The sequence below is a fragment of the Streptomyces platensis genome, from assembly GCF_008704855.1.
GTDB lineage: Bacteria > Actinomycetota > Actinomycetes > Streptomycetales > Streptomycetaceae > Streptomyces > Streptomyces platensis.
Map to the genome: position 1 here is coordinate 3,780,346 of NZ_CP023691.1, position 21,535 is coordinate 3,801,880.

Annotated in this window: 23 protein-coding genes, 1 tRNA gene and 1 pseudogene; 15 read left to right on the top strand and 10 right to left on the bottom strand. The window is 70.3% G+C overall.

What is annotated here, in order from left to right; translation table 11 throughout:
* Nucleotides 1-12: 12 nt before the first annotated feature.
* The 3 genes from pfkB to CP981_RS16490 all read right to left on the bottom strand — a co-directional run bounded on the left by pfkB (nt 13) and on the right by CP981_RS16490 (nt 2,973).
* A complete protein-coding gene (gene pfkB, locus CP981_RS16480; RefSeq protein WP_085925747.1) occupies nt 13-960 on the bottom strand; it encodes a 1-phosphofructokinase in 948 nt (315 codons plus the stop codon).
* A complete protein-coding gene (locus CP981_RS16485; protein ID WP_085925809.1) occupies nt 957-1,739 on the bottom strand; it encodes a DeoR/GlpR family DNA-binding transcription regulator in 783 nt (260 codons plus the stop codon). The genes pfkB and CP981_RS16485 overlap by 4 nt, the downstream gene beginning before the upstream one ends.
* Nucleotides 1,740-1,971: 232 nt before the next feature.
* Nucleotides 1,972-2,973, bottom strand: coding sequence for a sigma-70 family RNA polymerase sigma factor (locus CP981_RS16490; protein ID WP_085925748.1), 1,002 nt, complete (start codon nt 2,971-2,973; stop codon nt 1,972-1,974).
* 185 nt (nt 2,974-3,158) lie between these two features.
* On the opposite strand from CP981_RS16490, the gene CP981_RS16495 reads away from it, so the two are divergent.
* The 3 genes from CP981_RS16495 (at nt 3,159) to CP981_RS16505 (ending at nt 5,019) form a co-directional block, all read left to right on the top strand.
* Nucleotides 3,159-3,758: a GNAT family N-acetyltransferase gene (locus CP981_RS16495; RefSeq protein ID WP_085925749.1), complete on the top strand. Its 600-nt coding sequence runs from the start codon at nt 3,159-3,161 to the stop codon at nt 3,756-3,758.
* Nucleotides 3,759-3,883: 125 nt separating this feature from the next.
* Complete coding sequence (locus CP981_RS16500; protein WP_085925750.1) at nt 3,884-4,450, top strand: hypothetical protein; 567 nt, start codon at nt 3,884-3,886, stop codon at nt 4,448-4,450.
* A gap of 47 nt (nt 4,451-4,497) precedes the next feature.
* Nucleotides 4,498-5,019 (top strand): PPOX class F420-dependent oxidoreductase, encoded by a 522-nt coding sequence (locus CP981_RS16505; protein WP_085925751.1) that lies wholly within the window; start codon nt 4,498-4,500, stop codon nt 5,017-5,019.
* A 36-nt stretch (nt 5,020-5,055) separates the two neighbouring features.
* Here the strand turns inward: CP981_RS16505 and CP981_RS16510 are convergent.
* A pseudogene (locus CP981_RS16510) lies at nt 5,056-5,514 on the bottom strand (pyridoxamine 5'-phosphate oxidase family protein); the annotation flags it as partial.
* A 388-nt stretch (nt 5,515-5,902) separates the two neighbouring features.
* On the opposite strand from CP981_RS16510, the gene CP981_RS16515 reads away from it, so the two are divergent.
* Both CP981_RS16515 and CP981_RS16520 read left to right on the top strand, forming a co-directional pair.
* Complete coding sequence (locus CP981_RS16515) at nt 5,903-6,952, top strand: questin oxidase family protein (protein WP_085925752.1); 1,050 nt, start codon at nt 5,903-5,905, stop codon at nt 6,950-6,952.
* A gap of 202 nt (nt 6,953-7,154) precedes the next feature.
* Nucleotides 7,155-7,652 (top strand): MarR family winged helix-turn-helix transcriptional regulator, encoded by a 498-nt coding sequence (locus tag CP981_RS16520; protein ID WP_042156153.1) that lies wholly within the window; start codon nt 7,155-7,157, stop codon nt 7,650-7,652.
* 157 nt (nt 7,653-7,809) lie between these two features.
* Here CP981_RS16520 and CP981_RS16525 read toward each other — a convergent pair whose 3' ends face one another.
* Nucleotides 7,810-9,348 carry an MFS transporter gene (locus tag CP981_RS16525; RefSeq protein ID WP_085925753.1) on the bottom strand — a complete coding sequence of 513 codons (1,539 nt, stop codon included), beginning with the start codon at nt 9,346-9,348 and terminating at the stop codon, nt 7,810-7,812.
* An 86-nt stretch (nt 9,349-9,434) separates the two neighbouring features.
* Nucleotides 9,435-10,097 carry a TetR/AcrR family transcriptional regulator gene (locus CP981_RS16530; protein ID WP_085925754.1) on the bottom strand — a complete coding sequence of 221 codons (663 nt, stop codon included), beginning with the start codon at nt 10,095-10,097 and terminating at the stop codon, nt 9,435-9,437.
* Nucleotides 10,098-10,450: 353 nt separating this feature from the next.
* Here CP981_RS16530 and CP981_RS16535 point away from each other — a divergent pair, with 353 nt between their 5' ends.
* Complete coding sequence (locus CP981_RS16535) at nt 10,451-11,698, top strand: M6 family metalloprotease domain-containing protein (RefSeq protein WP_085925755.1); 1,248 nt, start codon at nt 10,451-10,453, stop codon at nt 11,696-11,698.
* A gap of 3 nt (nt 11,699-11,701) precedes the next feature.
* On the opposite strand, the gene CP981_RS16540 is transcribed toward CP981_RS16535, so the two are convergent.
* Entirely contained in the window at nt 11,702-12,364 is a 663-nt protein-coding gene (locus tag CP981_RS16540; protein WP_085925810.1) for a TetR family transcriptional regulator, read from the bottom strand.
* A 103-nt stretch (nt 12,365-12,467) separates the two neighbouring features.
* Here CP981_RS16540 and CP981_RS16545 point away from each other — a divergent pair, with 103 nt between their 5' ends.
* From CP981_RS16545 to CP981_RS16580, 9 genes are all read left to right on the top strand, one after another.
* Nucleotides 12,468-12,632, top strand: coding sequence for a hypothetical protein (locus CP981_RS16545; protein ID WP_167536106.1), 165 nt, complete (start codon nt 12,468-12,470; stop codon nt 12,630-12,632).
* On the top strand, nt 12,629-12,955 hold the full coding sequence (locus CP981_RS16550; RefSeq protein ID WP_085925756.1) for a hypothetical protein: 327 nt from the start codon (nt 12,629-12,631) through the stop codon (nt 12,953-12,955). Before CP981_RS16545 ends, CP981_RS16550 begins: the two co-directional genes overlap by 4 nt.
* Nucleotides 12,956-13,823: 868 nt before the next feature.
* Entirely contained in the window at nt 13,824-14,315 is a 492-nt protein-coding gene (locus CP981_RS16555; RefSeq protein ID WP_085925811.1) for an ImmA/IrrE family metallo-endopeptidase, read from the top strand.
* Nucleotides 14,316-14,627 carry a hypothetical protein gene (locus tag CP981_RS16560; protein ID WP_085925757.1) on the top strand — a complete coding sequence of 104 codons (312 nt, stop codon included), beginning with the start codon at nt 14,316-14,318 and terminating at the stop codon, nt 14,625-14,627.
* A 214-nt stretch (nt 14,628-14,841) separates the two neighbouring features.
* Nucleotides 14,842-15,360 (top strand): hypothetical protein, encoded by a 519-nt coding sequence (locus CP981_RS16565; protein ID WP_085925758.1) that lies wholly within the window; start codon nt 14,842-14,844, stop codon nt 15,358-15,360.
* Nucleotides 15,361-15,521: 161 nt separating this feature from the next.
* Nucleotides 15,522-16,685, top strand: coding sequence for a sensor histidine kinase (locus CP981_RS16570; RefSeq protein WP_158092660.1), 1,164 nt, complete (start codon nt 15,522-15,524; stop codon nt 16,683-16,685).
* A complete protein-coding gene (locus tag CP981_RS16575) occupies nt 16,682-17,419 on the top strand; it encodes a response regulator transcription factor (RefSeq protein WP_085925760.1) in 738 nt (245 codons plus the stop codon). Before CP981_RS16570 ends, CP981_RS16575 begins: the two co-directional genes overlap by 4 nt.
* A 219-nt stretch (nt 17,420-17,638) precedes the next feature.
* Complete coding sequence (locus tag CP981_RS37740) at nt 17,639-17,791, top strand: hypothetical protein (protein WP_158092661.1); 153 nt, start codon at nt 17,639-17,641, stop codon at nt 17,789-17,791.
* A 303-nt stretch (nt 17,792-18,094) separates the two neighbouring features.
* Nucleotides 18,095-18,170 (top strand) — tRNA-Arg (locus tag CP981_RS16580).
* A gap of 67 nt (nt 18,171-18,237) precedes the next feature.
* Here CP981_RS16580 and CP981_RS16585 read toward each other — a convergent pair.
* The 3 genes from CP981_RS16585 to CP981_RS16595 form a co-directional block, all read right to left on the bottom strand.
* On the bottom strand, nt 18,238-19,383 hold the full coding sequence (locus CP981_RS16585; protein ID WP_085925761.1) for a tyrosine-type recombinase/integrase: 1,146 nt from the start codon (nt 19,381-19,383) through the stop codon (nt 18,238-18,240).
* Nucleotides 19,383-19,580, bottom strand: a complete 198-nt coding sequence (locus CP981_RS16590) for a helix-turn-helix domain-containing protein (protein WP_085925812.1) — start codon at nt 19,578-19,580, stop codon at nt 19,383-19,385. The genes CP981_RS16585 and CP981_RS16590 overlap by 1 nt, the downstream gene beginning before the upstream one ends.
* A gap of 479 nt (nt 19,581-20,059) precedes the next feature.
* Nucleotides 20,060-21,535, bottom strand: coding sequence for an ABC transporter ATP-binding protein (locus CP981_RS16595; RefSeq protein WP_085925762.1), 1,476 nt, complete (start codon nt 21,533-21,535; stop codon nt 20,060-20,062).

Here is a 21,535-nt window from a genome sequence, read left to right on the forward strand (position 1 = left end):
GCTGCGCGCTCCTCACTGCACCGGCTCCGTCAGCAGGCGGTCGAACGGCATCGCGTCGGTGATGCGGACCGCGGCGGTGTCCAGGTCGGCGGGGGTCGGCATCTGGCTGCCGGGGAGTTGGACGGCGGCCGCGCCGTGGGCCAGGGCGACGGCCAGCGCCCTCGGGCCCGTACCGCCCGCGGTGAGGAAGCCCGCCAGTGAGGCGTCGCCCGCGCCGACATTGCTGCGGACGGCGGCGACCGGGGCGCTGCCGTAGTAGGCGCCTTCCTCGTCGACCAGGAGCTGGCCGTCGGCTCCCAGGGAGGCCAGTACGGCGCGGGCGCCCCAGGCGCGCAGTTCCTCGGCGGCCTTGACCGCGTCGCCGAGGGTGGTGAGCGGGCAGCCGACGGCCTGGGCGAGCTCCTCGGCGTTCGGCTTGACGACGTCGGGGCGTTCGCGCAGCGCCGCGGTCAGCGAGGGGCCCGAGGTGTCCAGGGCGATCCGGGCGCCGACCCGGTGGGTGCGGGCGACCAGCTCCGCGTACCACTCGGGGGCCAGACCGCGCGGGAGGCTGCCGCAGCAGGCGATCCAGTCGGCGCCCACGGCCCGCTCACCGACCGTGGCGAGCAGCTCCTGCGACTCCTCTGCGGACAGCTCGGGGCCGGGCGCGTTGATCTTGGTGAGGGTGCCGTCGGGTTCGGCGACGGAGATGTTGGAGCGGGTCTGGCCGGCCACCGGCACCCCTGCCACCTCGATACCCTCGGCGCTCAGCAGCCCGGCCAGCGCCCCGCCGGCGGGTCCGCCGACCGGGAGTACGGCCAGGGTGCGGTGCCCGGCGGCGGCGACCGCGCGCGAGACATTGACGCCCTTGCCGCCGGGGTCGATCCGGTCGCCGGTGGCCCGGAGCACGGCCCCGCGGTCCAGCGCCGGGATCTCGTACGTACGGTCCAGGCTGGGGTTGGGGGTGACGGTGAGGATCATGCGCGTACTACTTCCGTGCCCGCACGCTCGATGGCGAGGGCGTCGTCGGGACTCAGACCGGTGTCGGTGATGAGCAGGTCCACGTCCGACAGCTCGCCGAAGCGGGCGAAGTGCTGCTGCCCGAACTTGGCGGAGTCGGCGAGGAGGACGACCCGGCGGGCGGCGGCGATCAGTGTCCGCTTGACGGCGGCCTCCGCGAGGTCGGGGGTGGTCAGGCCGCCGTCGGGGGAGAAGCCGTTGGTCGCGAGGAACAGCACGTCGGCGTTGATCTCGCGGTAGGCACGCAGCGCCCAGTCGTCGACCGCGGCCCGGGTACGGCGCCGGATGCGGCCGCCCACGAGGTGCAGGGTGAGCCCGGGGTGGTCGGCCAGCCGCGCGGCGACCGGCAGACCGTGGGTGACGACGGTCAGCTCGGCCTCCAGCGGGATCTCGGCGGCGAGCCGGGCGGCGGTGGTGCCGGCGTCCAGGATCACGCTCCCGGAGCTGCCGGCGCCGCCCTCGCCTCCGGGGAGCTCGGCGAGCGCGGCCCGGGCGATGCGCTGCTTCTCGTCGGCGGCGACGGCGTCCCGTTCGGCGAGGTCGGGCTCGAAGTCCAGCCGGCCGGCCGGGATGGCTCCGCCGTGCACCCTGCGCACCAGTCCGGCCCGGTCCAGGGCCTTCAGATCGCGCCGCACGGTCTCGGCGGTGACCTGGAACTCCTCCGCGAGGGAGAGCACATCGACCCGGCCGCCCTCACGGGCGAGCCGCAGAATTTCCTGCTGGCGCTCCGGTGCGTACATCAGCGTGTGTCCGTTCATGCCCGAGCCTGTGGTTCCAGCGCGACACTACGCCCGGATTCCTGCAAAGTAAACAGACCCGGGCGTCAGGCAGACTCAAACGGACATCCGGTCGGAGGTGTGTCGGCGCTGCCCCCGGCTCCGGACGCAACGGAGCCCCGGCGCCTCGAAGGGCGCCGGGGCTCGTCCGTCACAGACCGTGCCTCGGGTCGCGGCGCGCGCACCCGCGCGCTCGCTACGCTGCCGCGTCGAATCCCGTGTCATGCGCCATCCGCTTCAGCTCCAGCAGCGCATGCTTCTCGATCTGGCGGATCCGCTCGCGGGTCAGGCCGTGCTGCTTGCCGACCTCGGTCAGCGTGCGCTCGCGGCCGTCCTCGATGCCATAGCGCGCCTTGATGATCGAGGCGGTGCGGTGGTCGAGGCGGTCGATCAGGTCCTCCAGCTCCTCGCTGCGCAGCAGCGTGAGCACGGACTGCTCGGGCGAGGCCGCGGAGGTGTCCTCCAGCAGATCCCCGAACTGGGTGTCGCCGTCGTCGTCCACCGACATGTTGAGGCTGACCGGGTCGCGCGCCCAGTCGAGAACGTCGGTGACGCGGGCGGGCGTGGAGCCCAGCTCGCCGGCGACCTCCGCAGGCTCCGGGTCCCGGCCGTTCTCGCGGTTGAACTCGCGCTGCACCCTGCGTATCCGGCCCAGCTCCTCGACGAGGTGCACGGGCAGCCGGATCGTGCGCGACTGGTCGGCGATGGAGCGGGTGATGGCCTGGCGGATCCACCACGTCGCATACGTCGAGAACTTGAAGCCCTTGGTGTAGTCGAACTTCTCCACGGCACGCACCAGACCGGCGTTGCCCTCCTGGATCAGGTCCAGCAGGGGAAGCCCGGCGCGCGGATAGCGGCGGGCGACGGCCACCACCAGGCGGAGGTTGGAACGGATGAAGACGTCCTTGGCCCGGGCACTCTCCTCGACCAGCGCGGCCAGCTCCTCGCGGCCGGCGCCTGCGGCATTGCCGTCGGTGACTTCGCCGTCCAGGATCTGCTGGGCGTAGACACCCGCCTCGATGGTCTGGGACAGCTCCACCTCCTTGGCCGCGTCGAGCAGTGGCGTACGCGCGATCTCGTCGAGGTACATGCCGACCAGGTCGCGGTCGGCGATCTCCCCGCCTACGGCGCGAACCTTGTTGGCCCCGTCAGAACCGCTGCTGCTTTCCTGACGGCGGGCGACGGCACGGGTTGCCATGCGTGTGCTCCCTTTGCGATGAGTCGGTCGCGGGACGGTGGGCGGGCCGGGTGGTGGCATCGAAACCGATGCTCGCCGCGTGGCCCGTCCGAAGGAAACAACGGCTGGAATCCGGACAGAATTCCCAGGAGGCCCCGCTATTTTTCTGATCATGCAGTACCCTGCGGCTCCATTTAGGAGGCCAGATGCTGCAACGACACGGGGAAGTGCAGGTCAGAGCGGGCGTCGAGGCGGACCTGCCGGCCCTTACCGATCTTTACAACCACTACATCCGTGAGACCTCCATCACGTTCGACCTGGAGCCCTTCACTCCGGATCAGCGCCGCCCGTGGTTGCTCTCCCACCCCCAAGACGGCCCGCACCGTCTTCTGGTTGCCCAAGAGGCGACAGAACGGACGAAAAACCCGCACAACGGTCCGGCACACGATCCCCCCGCAGGCTCGGCGCCCTCCGGTCCCGGACACCCGGCCGGTGCGCTGCTCGGTTACGCCACCAGCAGCGCGTTCCGCCCCAAGGCGGCCTACGCCCCGTCCGTCGAGGTCACCGTCTACTGCGCCCCGCACGCCGCCGGCCGCGGCATCGGCACGCTCCTGTACAAGGCCCTGTTCGAGGCGCTGGCCGACGAGGACGTGCACCGCGCCTACGCCGGGATAGCCCAGCCGAACGAGGCCTCCCACCGCCTTCACACCCGCTTCGGCTTCCGGCACATCGGTACGTTCACGGAGGTGGGCCGCAAGTTCGACCGCTACTGGGACGTGGCCTGGTACCAGAAGGACCTCGGCTGAACCCGCCGGTCACCGGCTCCCCGCGCCGCCCGACACCCGACCGCCCGCCGTTCCGGTTGCCGCGGGCGGCGCCCGGGTGTCGCCTGGACAGGAGGGCCAGCGGGGGAAACCGAGAGGAGCCCGCCATGGACCAGCACGCCCAGCGGCACGGCGCGAGGGCCGCCCGCTCCCACGGCACCGTCGAACCCGAACACGGCGCGACCACCGACGCCCCTGCCCTGCCGCGGGCTTCGGGGATGGCCGGCATGAAGGAGCGGGCCAGGCACCTCCCGGCGACGGTGACGCTGCCGATCATCACGGCGCTCGCCTTCGGCTGCTTCATCATCTTCCGCACGCACACCGCCGGCATCAAGGGCGGCCCGGCCATGCTGTACGGGCTGGCCGGGGCGGTGGTGTCAGGCGTACTGGGCCTGCTGGTGGCCCACTTCCAGTCGACCATGATCACCGAGACCCGGGCGGCCGCCTACGGTGCGCTCTTCGGCTGCTCGATGGGCTGGGCCTACAGCCTCGGCGGCGAAGCCATCCTCAAGTCGTGCGCCTTCGGCCTCACCATGGGCGCCGTGATGTTCGTAGCCTCCCTCTACATCTTCCGCACCCATCGCGTCCGCGAGCCCCACGGCCTCCACCGGCCGCACGAGCACCACCGTCACCGGGGCGACCGGGCCCACCGACTGCCGGTGGCCACTCACTGAAGCCGCCCCTTGACCTCAATTGCACTTGAGGTCCTAGCGTCAGCGATATGACCACGCCCTCCCACGGCTCGACGCCGCACACCCCGGACACCCCGGCACCGGACGCCGCCGCCCCGCCCGCCGCGACGGCGTCCGCCCCCGGCACCACCGGGAAGGTCTTCACTCCCACGGAGCGCGCCTACCTCGCCGGCCAGCCGCTGGCCCGTCTGGCGACCGTCGGGCCGGCCGGCGGGCCCCAGGTACGCCCGGTCGGCTTCGTGCTGAACGACGACGACACCCTCGACATCGGCGGGCCCGCACTGCGGCGCAGCCAGAAGTACCGCAACGCCCAGGCCCGCCCCGAAGTCTCCCTGCTCATCGACGACATGGCCCCGGCCGACGACCCGGTCGCGCCCGGCTGGGGCCGCGGTGTGGAGATCCGCGGCCGCGCCGAACTACTGACCCTCGACGCGCCGCCGATGGCGCCCGACTTCTTCAGCAACGACGTGATCCGCGTCCATCCGCGCCGCGTCATCAGCTGGCACCTCGAACCGGACGACATCCGGTCCGGGGCCCGCGACGTCCGCTGAGCCCGGCCGCCCGCCCCCGCACTCCCCCTGCCGCGCCGGGTCGTTGGAGGTCCGCCGGATGGTGCGCGGCGCGCGGCCCGGCACCCAGGTCTCCACCACCACATACGGGGGCTCGGTGGACGTCCGCACCACTTCTGTCAGCTCCGCCCGGAAGAGATGGAACGGCTCCGGCGGCCGCACCGCCGCCGCATAGCGCGCGACCTGACCGGGGTCGGCCACCTCCACCGCCCGCCCGGACACCCGTACATCCCCGCCCGCCAGATCGGTGCCCGGCCCCGGATTGGCATGCAGCGAGAACCGCGGGTCGCGCCGCAGATCGGCCACCTTCCGCGAGCCGGTCATCATGCCCAGCCACAGTTCCCCGTGGCGGAAGTCCGCCTCCAGACCGGTGAGCCGCGGTGCGCCGTCCTTCCGTACGGTCGCCAGGACGTGGTGCCGGTACGCCCCGAAGCGCTCCCGCACCCACCGGGCGAGTTCCGGAACCGCTGCCTCCACCACCGACCAGCCGACCGCACGACCCTCGCCGCCCGCGCCGCTCCCGATGCCTTCCCCGCCTCTGCCCTCACGCGTCATGGCAGCACCCTCCCCCCAATACCCGACACCTCCTGTCCGGTATGGCCGCGGGACACCGGAGCCGGAACACGGGCTCGGGACACCGGACTCGGGGCACGGGGGCCCGGGACACGCGGGGGGCTCGGGACACCGGCCCCGGGAACCACCGCACCGCGCCGCAGGCGCACGCCCCCCCCCCGCGACCGCCCTCAGCAGCGGCCTTACGGCCGGCGCAGTAGGCCGTCGAGACCGGCGGCATAGGCCGCGAAGACCACCGGTGTAGGCCGGAAGCCCGTTACGGGACGCCTTCGCGCCGACCTAGCCTCGGGCCATGGAGACGACGAACGGCACCCTCGACGAAGCCCTGTTACGACTGCACACCGCCGGCCCCGAGTTCGGTGGCTATCTGAGCAATCACGGCCCGATGGCCGTCGAAGCCATGGTCCGCAACGGCCAGGCCCGGACCGTCCACCGCTGGCTCGACACCTACGCACAGCGGCTGGAGGACGTACCGGCTCCCCGTGCCCGTATCACCGACGCCAACTGGCAGCAGGCACTGGGCGATCCGGGCCGGGCCACCGACTGGACCGGCTACTTCACCGAGCAGATCGCCGAGCACCCCTGGCGCGAGCTCCTCGCCGTGTGGTGGCCCCGGCTGCTGCCCGGCATCGCCGGCGCCGCCACCCACCCCGTGATCCGCGTGGGCCATGCCGTACGCAGCCTGCTGACGGAAGGGGAGGACGAGGCGCGGATCGCGGAGCTCGCGCACGCCCTCGGCTACTGGGCCGCCCGCCATCTGCTCCTGCCCACCACGGTGCACCCCCGGGGCGGCGCCACCCCGGCCGAGGCCCTGGCCACCCTCCCCCGTATCCCCGAGCGGGACGTGACGCCCCTGGACGGTTACGCGCAACTCCCGCACCTCTCCGGCTGGTTGAGCGCCACCGAATCGCTGCACCTCCCCGAGGACCCCGAAGCCGCACGCGAGGGCCTGACCGCGCTCGTACGGGCCGCCACCCTCAACTACGCGGACCACGGCCACGGTGACGCCATCCTGCTGGTGCACGCCGCCACCGCACCGAACGCGGTGCTGCGCACCCTGCCCGCGCTCCCCCGGGAGCTCTGGACCAGCTCGTTCGCCGTGGCCTGGACGGCGGCCTCCGCTCTCACCACGCTCTACGCCGCGGACACCCCGCGCCCGGCACCGAGCGCCGAGGGGCTCACACCCGAGGAGGTCTTCGCGCGGGCGGTCACCCACGGCGACGCGCATGCGATCAAGTTCGCCGACACCGCTCTGGACGTCGCGGCCACCTCCGAGGACGGCGACACCCGTGCCCTGTCGGCCGCCCTGAACGCCATGGCGCTGATCGACAAGGCCGGCTGACGGACGCGGCACAGGTGCCACCAGATCGTGGGCTGCCCGTTACGGACATCGCCGCTCCACGGCGTCACACTTGGCAGTAGTGGTGCGGATGACCGCAACATCAACAGGACCATGTACTTGAAGATTCAAGTGTAAGGATTTGGGCATAATTCGACGTTGTTAAAACTTAAATAACTCTCCGAGTGGTGAGAGAGTGGATGGTATGAGCAACGAACCCGCAGCCGAGCCGCGCTGGCTCAGCGACGAGGAGCAATTCGCTTGGCAGTGCTACCTCCACGCCACCACGCTCCTGGAGGACCACCTCGACCGCCAGCTGCAACGGGACGCGGGGATGCCGCACGTCTATTACGGCCTGCTCGTCCAGCTCTCCCGGGCACCGCGGCGCCGGATGCGGATGACCGAGCTGGCTCAGAACGCCAAGATCACCCGCTCCCGGCTCTCGCATGCGGTCGCGCGCCTGGAGAAGAACGGCTGGGTACGGCGCGAGAACTGCCCGTCCGACAAGCGGGGCCAGAACGCCCTTCTCACGGATGAGGGGATGCGGGTCCTGGAGAAGGCCGCCCCCGGACATGTCGCCGCCGTACGCTCCGCGATCTTCGACCGTCTCTCCCCGGAGCAGGTCGGCCAACTCGCCGAGATCTGCCAAGTGATGACCGAAGGACTGCAACCGAAAGGCGCCGACCTCCCCTGGCTGCGCTGACGGACCAGCGGAACCGGGAGAGGCCGACGCCCGGGTGGGCGAAGGGCCGGGGCAGGCCGCGGCGGGACAGGAGTCCGGCCCGGCCCCCCAGCCCCACGCCGTACGGTCCGGCCCGGCCCCGCCCGCCCCCGTACGGTCCGGCCCGTAGCCGCCCCGCTCAGTGCGCCATGACCGGCACCTGGATCTCGCCCTCGCCCTCCGACGAACCCAGGACCGTGCTCTCGCCCTCGGCCGAGGAGGCCGCCGGCGAACCGGCACCCGGCCGCCCGGTGTTGATGAAGGTGAAGGCGATCACGCCGGCCAGGGCCAGGATGCCGACCGCCCACCAGATGGCGGTGCTGTAGCCGTGCACCATCGACTGGAGCTTGAGCAGGTCGGCCGAGCGGGCACCGGCCGCATGCGAGGTGGCGTACGCGGTGGTGGCGCTGGCCGCGATGGTGTTCAGCAGGGCCGTACCGATCGCGCCGCCGACCTGCTGCGAGGTGTTGACCATCGCGGAGGCGACGCCGGCGTCGCGCGGCTGGACACCGTGCGTGGCCAGCGACATGGCCGGCATGAACGCCGTACCCATGCCCAGGCCCATCAGCAGGAAGCCGGGCAGGATCAGCGCCGGGTAGGAGGTGTCCAGGTCGATCTGGGTCAGCACCAGCATGCCGAGCGCGGCGACCGTGAAACCGGGCGCCATCAGCAGCCGCGGGCGGACGCGGGTCATCAGCCGGGCGCCGATCTGCGTGGAGCCGGTGACCATGCCGACGATCATCGGGAGGAAGGCCAGACCGGTGGTGACCGGCGTGTAGCCCTTCACGATCTGGAGGTAGTAGGTCAGGAAGAGGAAGAGACCGAACATGCCGATCACGGCCAGGCCCAGCGAGGCGTAGACACCGGCGCGGTTCCGGTCGGTGAGCACCCGCAGCGGCAGCAGCGGGGCTTTCACCCTGGCCTCGACCAGCACGAACGCCAGCAGCAGCACGGCCGCCGCGACGAACAGACCGAGGGTCGGCCCGGCCAGCCAGCCGTCCGACTCGGCGCGGGTGAACCCGTAGACCAGCGAGACCAGGCCGAGGGTGGCCAGGATGACGCCGGGGATGTCCAGCCGGGACGGGTTACGGCTCCCGGCCGGCTCACGGATGACCAGGTAGGCGCCCGTTGCGGCGACCACGGCGAACGGGATGTTGACGAAGAAGGTCCAGCGCCAGTTCATGTACTCGGTCAGCACCCCGCCGAGGATCAGCCCCACGGCGCCACCGCCACCGGCGATCGCACCGAAGATGCCGAACGCCTTGGCCCGCTCCTTGGCCTCGGTGAAGGTCACCGCCAGCAGCGACAGCGCGGCCGGCGCCAGCAGCGCACCGAAGACACCCTGGAGGGCGCGGGCGCCCAGCAGCATCTCCTGGTTGGCCGCGGCCCCGCCGAGCGCGGAGGCGACCGCGAAGCCGACGAGCCCGATGATGAAGGTCCGCTTCCGTCCCCACAGGTCGGCGACGCGCCCGCCGAAGAGCAGCAGACCGCCGAAGGCCAGTGCGTAGGCGGTGATCACCCACTGCCGGTTGGCGTCGGTGATACCGAGATCCTGCTGGGCGGAGGGCAGCGCGATGTTCACGATGGTCGCGTCGAGCACGACCATCAGCTGGGCGAGAGCGATGAATATCAGCGCTTTCCAGCGCCGGGGATCGACGGACGGGACGGTTTCAGGCATGACGGGATCCACCTACTGGTGCAGTGAGCGAAAGGGAGCGAAGACGGGACGGGGGGGTGACGGTCGGCGGTGCAGGGCCCGCCGGTTTACGAGCGGCGCCTCAAGTCATCCAAAGTGGCGGCGGCGCCGGGGAGTTCGGAGCGGGCGGGTGCCTGGAGACCGTCCAGGAACAGTTGCAGATGCCGGTGCACGAACTGGTCGAAGTTCGGACAGCGGCTGCCCGGCAGCGGCCGGGTGAGCTGGGTGATCGCGACCATCAGATCACCGACGGCGATGTCGGTGCGCAGCTGGCCGCTGTCGCGGGCGGCGGCCATGACGGCCTCGACGGCCGCCTCCAGACGATCCCGCGCGGCGCACAGATCGGGGTGGTCGCGGTCGACACCGTCGGCGAGCAGCGGGCACAACGCCCCGATCCGCTCCTCCACCGCGGCGTGGACAAAGCGCCTCAGCGCCTGGAAGGCATCGGCCTCCTCGGCGAGGGCGCTCTCCGCGCGGTCCGCGGTACGGGACATGACGGACAGCGTGACGTGGTGGATCAACTCCAGGCGATCCGCGAAGTGACGATAGAGCGTCGCATTACCGACACCCGCGCGCCGGGCGATCTCATCGAGCGGGACCTCGGCCCCGAACTCGACCATCGTCTCGCGGGCGGCCGCGATGATCCGCTCCCGGTTGCGCAGCGCATCGGCCCGCAGCCGGGGCTGCTGCTCCTGCTTCCCGGACTTCACGCATGCGGCGACGGCGGTCACGGCAGCTCACTCCCCTCATCTGGCGGTGCCTTTCGGCGGCTGGCCCTGGTGCGGTCTCGACGACCCGCACGAACCGGGGACAGGCTCCCCGTTTCACCCGGACGCCTGGTTAAACGGGGACACCCTCCCCGGATATTTCACGCCCGCACGTGACCTGAACCACACCCTTGCCTGCCGCGTCCGCCCCAGGCGTCGCGCCCGCCTCTTCCCTGCGCCGCGCTCCGCTCACACAAGGCCCGCTCCGGAGCCCCTCCCGGGCGCGACCACGTGCCGCGACCCACCCCACCCCGCCATGACTCCAGTTGACGTAATCCCGCGCGCGAGCGATCACCCGCCGACCCAAGGTGATTGATATGAAGCACAAGGTATCCGCGGTCCTGGCCGCCGGCGCGGCCACCGCCGCCGCGGCGATAGCCCTGGGCTCACCGCCCAGCGCCGTGGCCATACCCTCGGCGCCCGGCGCCCCGCCGCGCGGCCCGTGTGCGCTGCGCGGCATCAGCGACGACGTCGCCGAATCCGCCGAGACCCCCGCCGGTTTCTCCCGCTCGTCCGGCGCCGTGGAGGCCCTCACCCTCTTCATCGACTTCCCGGACGCCCACGCCACGATGTCCCCCGGCGACCGCTTCGCCGAGTTCTTCCCGGCCGCGACGGACTACTTCCGCACCAGCTCGTACGGCAGGCTGACCTACCGCCCCAGGCCGCTGCTCCGATGGATCCGTATGTCCCGGCCGCTCGCGGCGTACGGCATCCAGCGCGGCGCCGGCTTCGACCCGGCCTCGGACGGCGGCTACCACGCCCTCTCCCGGGAAGTCGTACGCGCCGTCGACCCCCTCGTCGACTTCCGCGACTACGACGTCATCAACATCATCGCCACCCCCAACGCGGGGCCGCCCGCCACCCGTACGGTCCTTTCGGTCACCTTCAGCGGTGGCGACATGGGGCTGCGGACCGCCGACGGGGTGCCGTTCCGGAACGCGTCGTTCATCTGGAGCCGGCAATCCGGGCTGAGCGCCTTCCGCGTCCTCAACCACGAGAACGCCCACAGCTTCGGCCTGCCCGACCTCTACTTCACGGACGGCCGCGACGCCCCGCCCCCCGCGGGGCACTGGGACCCGATGGACGAGGACTGGGGGCCGAGCAATGACTTCGTCGGCTGGCACAAGTGGAAACTCGGCTGGCTCTCCGCCGATCAGGTGCACTGCGTCCCGCACCGCGGGACACCCGGCGAACACACCCTCACCCCGGTCTCCGCCCGCGGCGGCACAAAGATCGTCGTCATCCCGACCTCCCCGCACACCGCCCTGGTGGCCGAGGCCCGCACCCGCGGCCTGCTGGACCCGACGGTCTGCCGCCCCGGCATCCTCATCTACCGCGTCGCCACCCACGTCCCCTCGGGCCGCGGCCCCCTCCGCATCGTGGACGCCACCCCGCACAGCGGCGGCTGCTACCGCGACAACAAATACGTCGACCCGGAACTGACCGACGCCACCTTCCGCCCCGGCGACACCTACACCGACCGCACCACCGGCGCAGCCATCACGGTCCTGACGGAAAACCCGGACGGCACCTATCGCGTACGGGTAACCCCGGCACGCGCCTAGCGCCTACCCCGCACCCTCCGCCCCCTTCCCCCTCCCCTCCGCCAGCCAGTGCCGCCGTCCGACGCTGATCAGCCGCAGCTGACGCCGCGCCACCCGTACGACCTGCTCGGCCGCCCCCTCCGCACCGTCCGCCTCGGCATCGAGCAGCGCCGCGGCCGTCGTCACCAACCGGTCCACATACAGCTCGGCCAGCATCCGCACATCGTCATCGCGCCAGCCCTCCGACACCGGCTGGGACTTGAGCGCCGCCGCGACCTCCTCCGCGAACCGGTCCAGCTCCCCCGCGATGGCCAGCCGCACATCCCGCACCCCGCCATGCCGCTCGCGCGCCACGAACCGGATGTGCAGCGGATGGTGGCGCACATGCTGCTGTACGACCGCGACCGTACGGTCGATCCGCTCCTCGGCCCGGTCCTGCTCGGCGAGGATCGCCCGCACCATCACATGCAGACTCCCCAACGCCTCCTCGACCAGGGCGACGCCCAGCTCCCCCATGTCCCGGAAGTGCCGGTAGAACGCGGTCGGGGCGACCCCCACCACCCGCGTGACCTCCCGCAACCCCAGGCTGCTCAGGCTCTGCTCCTCCAGCAGCCCGAGCGCCGCATCGAGCAACGCCTGACGGGTCTTCTGTTTCTGGGCCTGCCGGACTCCAAGACTGTGACTCATGTCATCCAGTAAACAACCGTTCTCCGAACTACTCCACCCGGCGGCGGTCGTAGACTGAAGGAACTGAGTGAACAACTGTCCTCTGGAATCGGAAAGGAAGATCATGCTCTTCCTCGTCGCAGCCCTCCTCCTGATGGGGGTCCTGCTGGGCACCGCGGCACACCTCCCCGTCCCGGTCACCCTCGTCGCGGCCGCCGCCATCGCCGGCTGGCTACTCGTCTTCTTCCTCCGCGAACGCCGCCACCACAACGAGGTGACTTCCCGATGACCACGCTCAGCGAAGCCATCCGAACGACAACTCCGGCCAAGCCGACCAAGCCGGCCCAGGCCGCAGCCCCGGCCGCCTCCCGCCTCCGCCGCCACGCGGACGGCATGGCCGTGGCCTCCTTCATCCTCGGCCTGCTCGGCACCCTGGTCCTCAACCTCCTCCTCGGCCCCTGCACCCTGGTCCTCGGCACCCTGGCCCTGGCCCGCGGCACCACCCGCCGCGGCCGCGCCCTCCTCGGCCTCACCCTCGGCGCCACCGACCTCCTCATCCTCGCCCTCCTCGTCACCACGGACGGCACAGTCAGCTGGCACATCGGCGGCTGACCCCCCGACGGCAGCACCCCCTCCCCAGCCACCGCCATCCCCGCATCTCCCGGGCCACGCCACTGCCTGTGCCGCATCCGTGGGAGCCCGCCGGGAGCCCAACTCTGGCTGGTGGCCCAGATATGCGTCATGGCTCCAGGGATCGCCCCCTGGAGCCATCAGCATGGAGCCCACGTGATCGCGATCGCCGGAGCAGGTCGCCGCTGCCGCAGGATCACGGAGACAGCGCCCGGCCAGGGCGCTGAGTGCGGCGTCGGCGGCGACCTGACAGAGGGTGCGGTCGCACAACTCGACGCGGGACCAGCCCACGAACGCGACCAGCCTGTCGCCAGGAGCACCCAGGGGCCCTGTAGTCCACGGTGAACAGGACAACGCTTGTTGAGGCGGCTGCCGTGAGGACCGCCCGATCTCCGCAGGGGAAGGGCGGTCGCCTCACGCCCGGAGACGGAGGCGGTGGTGCGATCCCTGAGGTTGCCACCCTGTCAGCTCTATCGCACTGCGTGATCATCGAACGTTTTGAGCCAGAATCCTTATGTCAGGGTGCTCACCCCGAGTTGGATGCTGTCCATATCTCGCCAATGTGGGCGCAGGTAAGCCAAGAGAAAGAGGCAGGAACGGGCCGCCTCGGCCGATACTGCCTCCACGCCATGGTGAGCTGTGCGCGAGGCGACCGATTACAGCAGTGAGGACGGGCCCCATGTGGTGGAAGCGGTTACCCCTGGATCGCAGGGCGGCGAGCACTCTGCCCTCCACGCGTATCGTCCACTCCGCCTCGCAGGCCGGAGCGGGCGGCGCTGCCACAAAGCGTTCGGCGGCGTTGAGGAAGTACCGTCGGCGTGCCGGGAGTTCGCGGCCTGGCGTGCGTGAGATGGAGCGGCGCCTGCGGCAGGAGCTGCGGGAGCTGGGCATCCAGCCGCCGCTGGACGTCGCAGCGCTGTGCAAGGCTCTGGGCACGAAGTGGGGGCGCGACATCGAGTTGCAGCCTGCGCCGCTGCCTCAGCCGGGCCCCCTGGGGCTTCTGGTCGAGACGCCCGAGGCCGACGTCATTCTCTACCAGGAGGAGACCACCCGTCTCCACCAAGATCACATCATCCTGCACGAGATCGGCCACATGCTGGCCCACCACGAGGGCGGCAGTGTCGATCCGGACGCCATGGTCCCGCGCGTGGAACCCGGGGGCGCACACAAGGTACTCCGGCGTTGTTCGTACGACGACCAGAAGGAATGCGATGCAGAACTCGTAGCGACAATCATTCTGGAGTGGGCCTTGGTGCTCGACAACGTGACCGCGCCCCTTTCCGCAGACCCCTCAGTCCGCCAGGTGCAGGCCGCCCTCGGCGACTACCGAGGGTGGTTGTAGATGGCGGTCCTGCTGCTCATACCGGTCATGGCCATGATGTGGAAGCTGTACCAGCTCTCCCGGGCCCCCAAGGACGCTGCACTGCGGTCGGTGACGCTGTCTCTGGTGTGCGCCTGCGCCTCGTACCCGTTGGCGATGCCCGGCGGGACACTGGGCGTCGACACTGTGGCCGGCGACGGCGCGGCCAAGATCGGCCAAAATGTGCTGCTCGGCGCGCCCCGCGTCAGTGATGCCGTACTCGCGGCGGTTGCGCGCGCCGGTGCCGGTGACCTCGATCAGGCCTGCCTCGCTGAGCTTGTCATGGTGAGCTGACGCTCCGCGCAGTCGCCGCACACCTCGTCCCACGCCGCGGGCTTCCGCCGCCGCAGGGCGCCCACCTGAACACGCCTCAGTTCGCGATGGACTCGTCGTGCCTTGGCGCATAGCTGAGTCACCCCCATCAACCCGCGGATGGAGGCGCTTCTCAACCCGCTGCTCAACCCAGGGTCTGACGATTGGCGTACACGGTCGGAGCAGTCTTACAGCCATGAACATCACCGATTACTTCGTCAACGGGATCCTCATCCTGCTCGTCGTACGCCAGGTTCGGGGCAGCCGACTGGACCTGATCAACCTGGTACTTCCCGTCGTGCTGGTCAGCGCCACCGCCCTGTACTACCTACGGTCGGTGCCGACAGGTGGCAACGATCTCGTCCTTGAACTCGTGCTGGCCGGCTCGGGAGTAGTTCTCGGGGTGCTCTGCGGGCTCACCACCCACCTTCAGCGCAAGGCCGACGGCATCTTCGCCAAGGCGGGGTTCACCGCGGCAGCTTTGTGGGTCTTCGGCATGGCGCTCCGGATGGGCTTCGCCTTCGCCGACGATCACGGCGCCGGTGACGCGATCTCCGACTTCAGCCGTACCCACGGAATCTCAGGTTCCCAGGCGTGGGTGGCGGCCTTCGTCTTGATGGCGCTCGCCGAGGTCGTGGCCCGGCTGGTGGCGATCCGGTACCGCGCCTACCGGTTGACTTCTTCCGCAGCCACCTCTCGCCCGGCTGCGGTGTGAACACCGTACGTCAGCAGCCGGGCCCAGTTTCTCCGGGACCGGCTGCTCCTATGCTGTACGTCATGAGCTCAACGCCGCCCGGCGGTCGTAGAGAGGACAGCCCAAGAGTGGCGGAGGCCCGGTCGCGTGCGGCCGAGCGTGCCAGGCGTCAGGGTGCGCGGATGCACCTGATGCTGTGGGTGGTCATGGTCCTCACCATCGCTTCAGTCCTGCAGAGCCGGCCGCACCCAGGAGTGACCGGCGAACGCCTCGTCATCAGCCTGGCGCTGGCCGGGTGCGTGCTGTCACTGACCATCGCGGCCCTGGCCCGCGACACCGCGAAGTCGGAGGCGGCCACGGCCGCACTGTCGTTGGTCCTCGGTGTCAGCGGCAATACGCTGGCGTTCCTCCAGTCGGCCTCCATGGCAGTCGTCCCCGTCTCCACTGCCGTGGCGCTGGTCTTCGCGCGCTTGCGGCCTCGCCTCGCCGTCCTGCTGGCCGCACCCCAGACCGTGGCGATCGCGGCCATCACCGCATACGTCAGTCCGTCCCGCAACGCGTTCCAGGTTGCGGTGGCCTGCGCGCTGCTCTGCGTGGTGCTCGGCGCCGTCTACGTCTTCGCCCGTCAGGCCCGGCTGCGACACGACCACACGGAGCTGCTGCTCGCCGAGCTCGAGGACTCTCGTGAGGCACAGGCACGTGCCGCCGCCGTCGCCGAACGCACGCGGATCGCCCGGGAACTGCACGACATCCTGGCGCAGTCCCTGTCCGCGCTTGCCGTGCAGTTGGAGGGCGCCCGCAAGCTCGCCGAGCGCGACCAGGTCGCCTCGGCCCTGCACCAGTTGATCGTACGCAGCGGCGAACTGACCCGGGAGGGCCTCTCCGACGCGCGAAGGGCCGTCGCCGCCTTGCGCGGGGACGACATACCCATGGCCGACCAGCTCACGACCCTGGTCGGCCGGTGCCGCCGCGACCTCGCGCTGCCGATCACACTGTCAGTGGCCGGGCAGCCCCGAACGCTGGCGCCGGAGACGAACCTCGCGCTCTATCGGGGAGCCCAGGAAGCGCTCACCAACATCGCCCGATACGCGGCCGGTTCACCCACCGCCGTGGTGCTGCACTACACCCCCCAGGCCACCGTACTGACCATCTCGGACCAGGGCCGGGCTGCCCGCACGGACAACGACGGCGCCGGGACCAACGGTGCCGTGACACCCGTCGAAGCGTGGACGGGCAGTGGAAACGGGCTGCGGGGCATGCGCGAGCGCATCGAACAGGTCGGCGGCGTCACCCACGCCGGGCCCGCAGGACAGGGTTGGATCGTGGAGATGGAGATTCCGGCATGAGCGATTCCGTGGCCCCTATCAAGGTGCTGGTCGCCGATGACCAGCGGGTGACCCGCGAGGGCCTGATGCTGCTGGTCGGCCTGAATGCGGGCATGGAGGTCGTGGGTGGTGCGGCCGACGGCGCGGAGGCGGTGGCGCTGGCCCTCGAGCACCACCCGGATATCGTGCTGATGGACCTGGCGATGCCCGGCACGGACGGTCTCGCCGCAACCCGGACGCTGCGCGAGGAAGCCCCGGCGATCGCGGTGCTGGTGCTGACGACCTACGCGGACGACGCGTCGGTCTTCCCCGTGCTGCGAGCGGGGGCGAAGGGATATCTCACCAAGGACGCGGGCGCGGATGAGATCGAACAGGCGATCCGGGCCGTCCACAACGGCCGGGTCTGGATGGATCCGGTGGTGCAGGAACGTCTGGTCACGGCTGTCACCTCGGGCCTGCCGCCCCAGTCCGAGGCGGTTCCGAACGGCGACGCGCCGGCTTCCCCGACCACCGCACCCGAACCAGCTCAGCCGAGGTGGGACATCCTCGCCCCGCTGCCAGAGCGGTTGACTGCCCGTGAGGCGGAGGTCCTGGCACTGATCGCGCAGGGGCTGTCCAATGCCGAAATCAGTGAACGCCTCTTCCTTAGCCGCGCGACGGTCAAGACGCATATCAACCGTATCTTCGCGAAGACCGGCGTACGTGATCGCGCACAGGCCGTCCGCTACGCCTATCGCGCCGGACTGGCGGACTGAGCGCTGTGCTCGGCTCCCTGGCGCAGCGGGCATTACCGACGCAGGGCGCGCCGAGCTGAAACGGTGGCGGACCGAGCCTGATATCGGCATTGCCCCCCGAAGCGCCACCCTCGCAAACTCGAACGCCGCGCCGGCCCGCCGACTGGTACCACGTGCTCGCCGTCCCCTGCCCCGCGGACCCACCAGCACCGCGAATCCGTCTGCGTCACCACCACCGGAGTGCGAGACGGAGGCCGCAGCGCCACCGAGACGAGCCTGCACCGCGCCGAACACCTGCTACAGATCCCCGACCACACTGCCGTCCGCCAAACCCTCTACGGCGGCCGCGAAGACACCGAAGCCGGCTTCCCCCAACCCGACCGCTCCCCGTGAACCGCCGCATGCTCGCCTTCGGCGCAGAAGCCCAAAGCCTCGTCGTCCTCGGCTTCCCCCTCGCCCAGAACGCCACCAGCGCAGCCCGCTACCAAGAAGACCCCACTACTCCGACACAGTCACAGCTGGCCTCAGCGGCGATCGACGAGAGCCTTCACGATCATGAACTGATCCGAGGTGCCCACCGCGCCCCAGCCCCATCCGCTACGCTGTCTGGGACTGCCGCACGCGGCGGTCCACTCCCTCGCCGGAACCGGATGAATCATCACGCAGAGTATTCATCCACGTTTCACGCAAGGCCCCGCCTCCGTAGCTCAGGGGATAGAGCACCGCTCTCCTAAAGCGGGTGTCGCAGGTTCGAATCCTGCCGGGGGCACCAGCACAAACGGCCCGGACCGATCACGGTCCGGGCCGTTTTGACGGCAGCAATTGACGGCAGTTGCCTCTCAGGCGGCCGGTCGGCGTCGCCTGAGCAGGTGGTCCATGTGGCTGATCGCCTCCCGCTGGGTGTCGTGCACAACGTGTGTGTACACGTCCATCGTGATGCTGATCTGGCTGTGCCCGAGGATCTCCATGATGACCCGCGGGGCCACACCGGCCGCGGTGAGCAACGTCGCGCAGCCGTGCCGCGCGTCGTGCAGCCGGACCACCCTCAGGTCGGCACCGGCAGCGACTCGGGTGAAGGACCGGTAGACGTTGCGCGGTTCCACCGGCCGGCCATTCCTCGTGGCGAAGACGTAGCCGGTCTCAGACCATGCGAACCCCGACTGTGCGAATGCCTCGCGTTGCCGAAGTCGGTGCCAGCGCAGCGGCGCGATGCATAGCGCGGGCATCGGCACCACGCGGCTTCGACGGCTCTTGGGGTCGTCGTCGTACAGCGTTCCCCTGCGTCGCTGAGTCTGCTGACGGACGTGGAGCACCCGGTTGTCCAGATCCACATCCGACCACCGCAGACCCACCAGCTCTCCACGGCGCAGGCCCATGGCCACAGCCAGTACGAACGCGGCATAGAGCGGGTCCCGACGCGCGGCCTCCAGGAAGGCCAGCGTCTCGTCCAAAGTCCAGGGGTGGATCTCCCGTTGCTTGACACGCGGTGGCTCCACCAGCGACGCGACGTTTCGCGTGATCAGCTCCTCCCGCACGGCAGCAGTCAGCGCAGTCCGCAGCACTCGGTGCGCTTCCTTCGCGGTCGCTGCCGTCTGGGCGTTCTGCACCCTGGTGATGAAACGGCGTACGTCGGCGACGCTCAGCGACTCCAGCCGCTTGGTGCCCAGCAACGGAACCAAGTACAGGCGCACGTGGGACTCGTACTTGTCGAACGTGCTGAGCTTTCGGCGCGGCTCGACGTACTGCTCCAGCCAGTACGGCAGCCACTCAGAGAGCTTGGCCGATCGGGTGGGGGTCGGGATTCCTTGCCGGTCGCGGCGGACCAGTTCCTGGCGCTTGGTGTCGCATTCTTCCCAGGTGGCGCCGTAGACAGTCTTGCGCTTGCGGGTCCCGTCGGGCTGGGGGACGTAGACGCGGGCTTCGTAGCGGCCGTCCTTGCGCTGCCAGATGCTGCCGGCGCCGTTCGGATTCCTCTTGCGCGCCATCAGGCGGCCTCCTCGATTCGCTCGGACATGAAGGTTCGAAGGGAGTCGGCAGCGATCCGGCGGGACCGGCCGATGGTGAAGCTTTCGAGCTGACGGGAGCGGATGAGGTCGTAGACCTTGCTGCGGCTGAGGCGCAGTGCCGTCATGACCTCCGGCACCCGTAGCGCGTCGATTGAGGTGGGCGGAGCTGTGCTCACGGCTGCCTCCACGGGCTGGCTCTCTTTTGAGTTGGTAGGTCGAACGCGCCCGTTTCCACGTGGCGTCTGTCCGAGGTGCGGCTTTCTGCGTCATCGCGTCATCAGCGTCATTTGCGCTTCTGACCTGCGGGTTTGTGGTGACGCAGAGGCTTGGGGGTGCGTCATCGGTGACGCAGGCGTGCGTCATGGGGTGACGCAGGTGACGCGGGATGACGCAGCCGAAGCCGTCCTGCGTCATCCCTGTTGCAGCAGCTCAGGGGCTGTTCTGGGCCTTCTGGTGACGCGGGTGACGCAGCTTTCCCTTTCTTAGGAAAAAAGAGGGGGTGTCTGTTGTGGTGCGGCGCCCGCTCAGGGCGTGAAGAAGGAGCCGCTTCGCGGCGCGTCCTTGGGGCGGCGTTCCGCCGAACAGCAAGAGGAGCACCTGGGGCCTTGTCGCCTGGGTGCTCCTCTTGCTTGTCCGCGCCGGTCGTGGCTGCCGGTCAGGGCATCGACTGTTGCTCGTGGGGCGGCACGGCCGGGCGTCGGGTCATTTCGATGTAGCGGCCTTCTTTGGTGCGGCCCCAGTCGATGAGGACGCCTCGGGCGGCGAGGGTGGGCTGAAGGCGCTTGAGGCGGTCCGAGAGGACTTTCCCGGTGGTGGGCCACCCTTTGGGCAGAGGACGGAGTTCGTCGCCGCTGTAGAGGCCGGTGAGGCAGTGCAGCCACTCCGAGGACGTCATCCGCGTTTCCGTGCCCGGGTCGAGGGTGGCGGCGTGCTTGAGGACGGTTTGCGCGAGCAGGTCGCCTTCGATGACGTCGTCGTTGAGGTCGTCCAGGCTGCTCCGGTAGGCGGGGAGCGTACCGAAGCCGGTCGCGGCGTCGATCTGCGCACACAGGTGCGCGAAGTCGGCCATTCGCAGGTCGGTGGGGATGTCGGCCTCGGTCGCCCGGACCTTGACGGTGAGGTCGAGGAGGGAGCCGAGGATGACGGGCAGGGCTGCTTCGAATTCGGTCCAGAGTTCCGCCTCGGTCCGCCGGACCCTGGGGCGCTCCAGGCGCAGCGGTAGAAGGCGTTCGGCGAGGTCGGGGCGGATGACGCCGACGTCGATGCCGGTCAGGAGCAGGGGGCGGCGGTAGCGGGAGCGGACGACGTCGCCGTCGCTGAAGAGGGCGCGCTTGATGCTCTCGGCTCCGGTGACGATGCAGCACATGAGGTCGGACAGGTCCGGGGCCAGGTGGCTCAGGTTGTCCAGGGCGGTGACCCATCCGGCGGCGACGGCGGTGATCAGGTTCTCTTCGTCCTTCGGGGCGCGGCGCAGGTCGCCGGTCATGCCCTCGATGATCCGAACCAGCATCCGGCCTGCCGTGGACTTGCCCGCGCCTTGCGGGCCGGTGAGGAAGGGCGCGGGAACGGGCACGGACGGACCGAGGCAGCCGATGAGCCAGGCGAGGGCCAGGCATTCGGTCTGGGCGGTGGCGAAGTTGGTCAGCCTCAGCAGGAGGTCGATGCCCTTGCCGTCGGTGTCCGTGGCCGGCAGGGGGAGTTCCCCGGTGAGCTGGGTGCGCCGCCAGCACACCTCGCGCGGGTCGGGGGTGAGGATGTCCCAGCCGGTGGGGTGGATGCGGACGGACTGCCCGTCGTCGCGGCCCAGGTCCAGCCACGTCGCCCCGTCGTATCCGGGGGCGACGCGGATGTGAGTGGGCTGGACGTCCTGGCTCAGCGCGAGCGCTTCGATCAAGTCCAACGCCTCCTTGAGTGACGTGCCGTTGAACACGCCGACCCCGTCGTTGAAGAGACCGACCATGAGTTCCTGGCGGTGGCTGCCCGTCGTGCCCTGGGAGCGGATCGGGCGGGCGACCGGGTGGCCGTTCTTCTGCGCGTAGACGGTGCCTTCCGTGGTGCGGAAGTACCGGAAGTGCGCTTGCGCGTAGTCGGTGATGACCTCGCGGGCCGGGTTCTTCTCGTCCTCGGACAT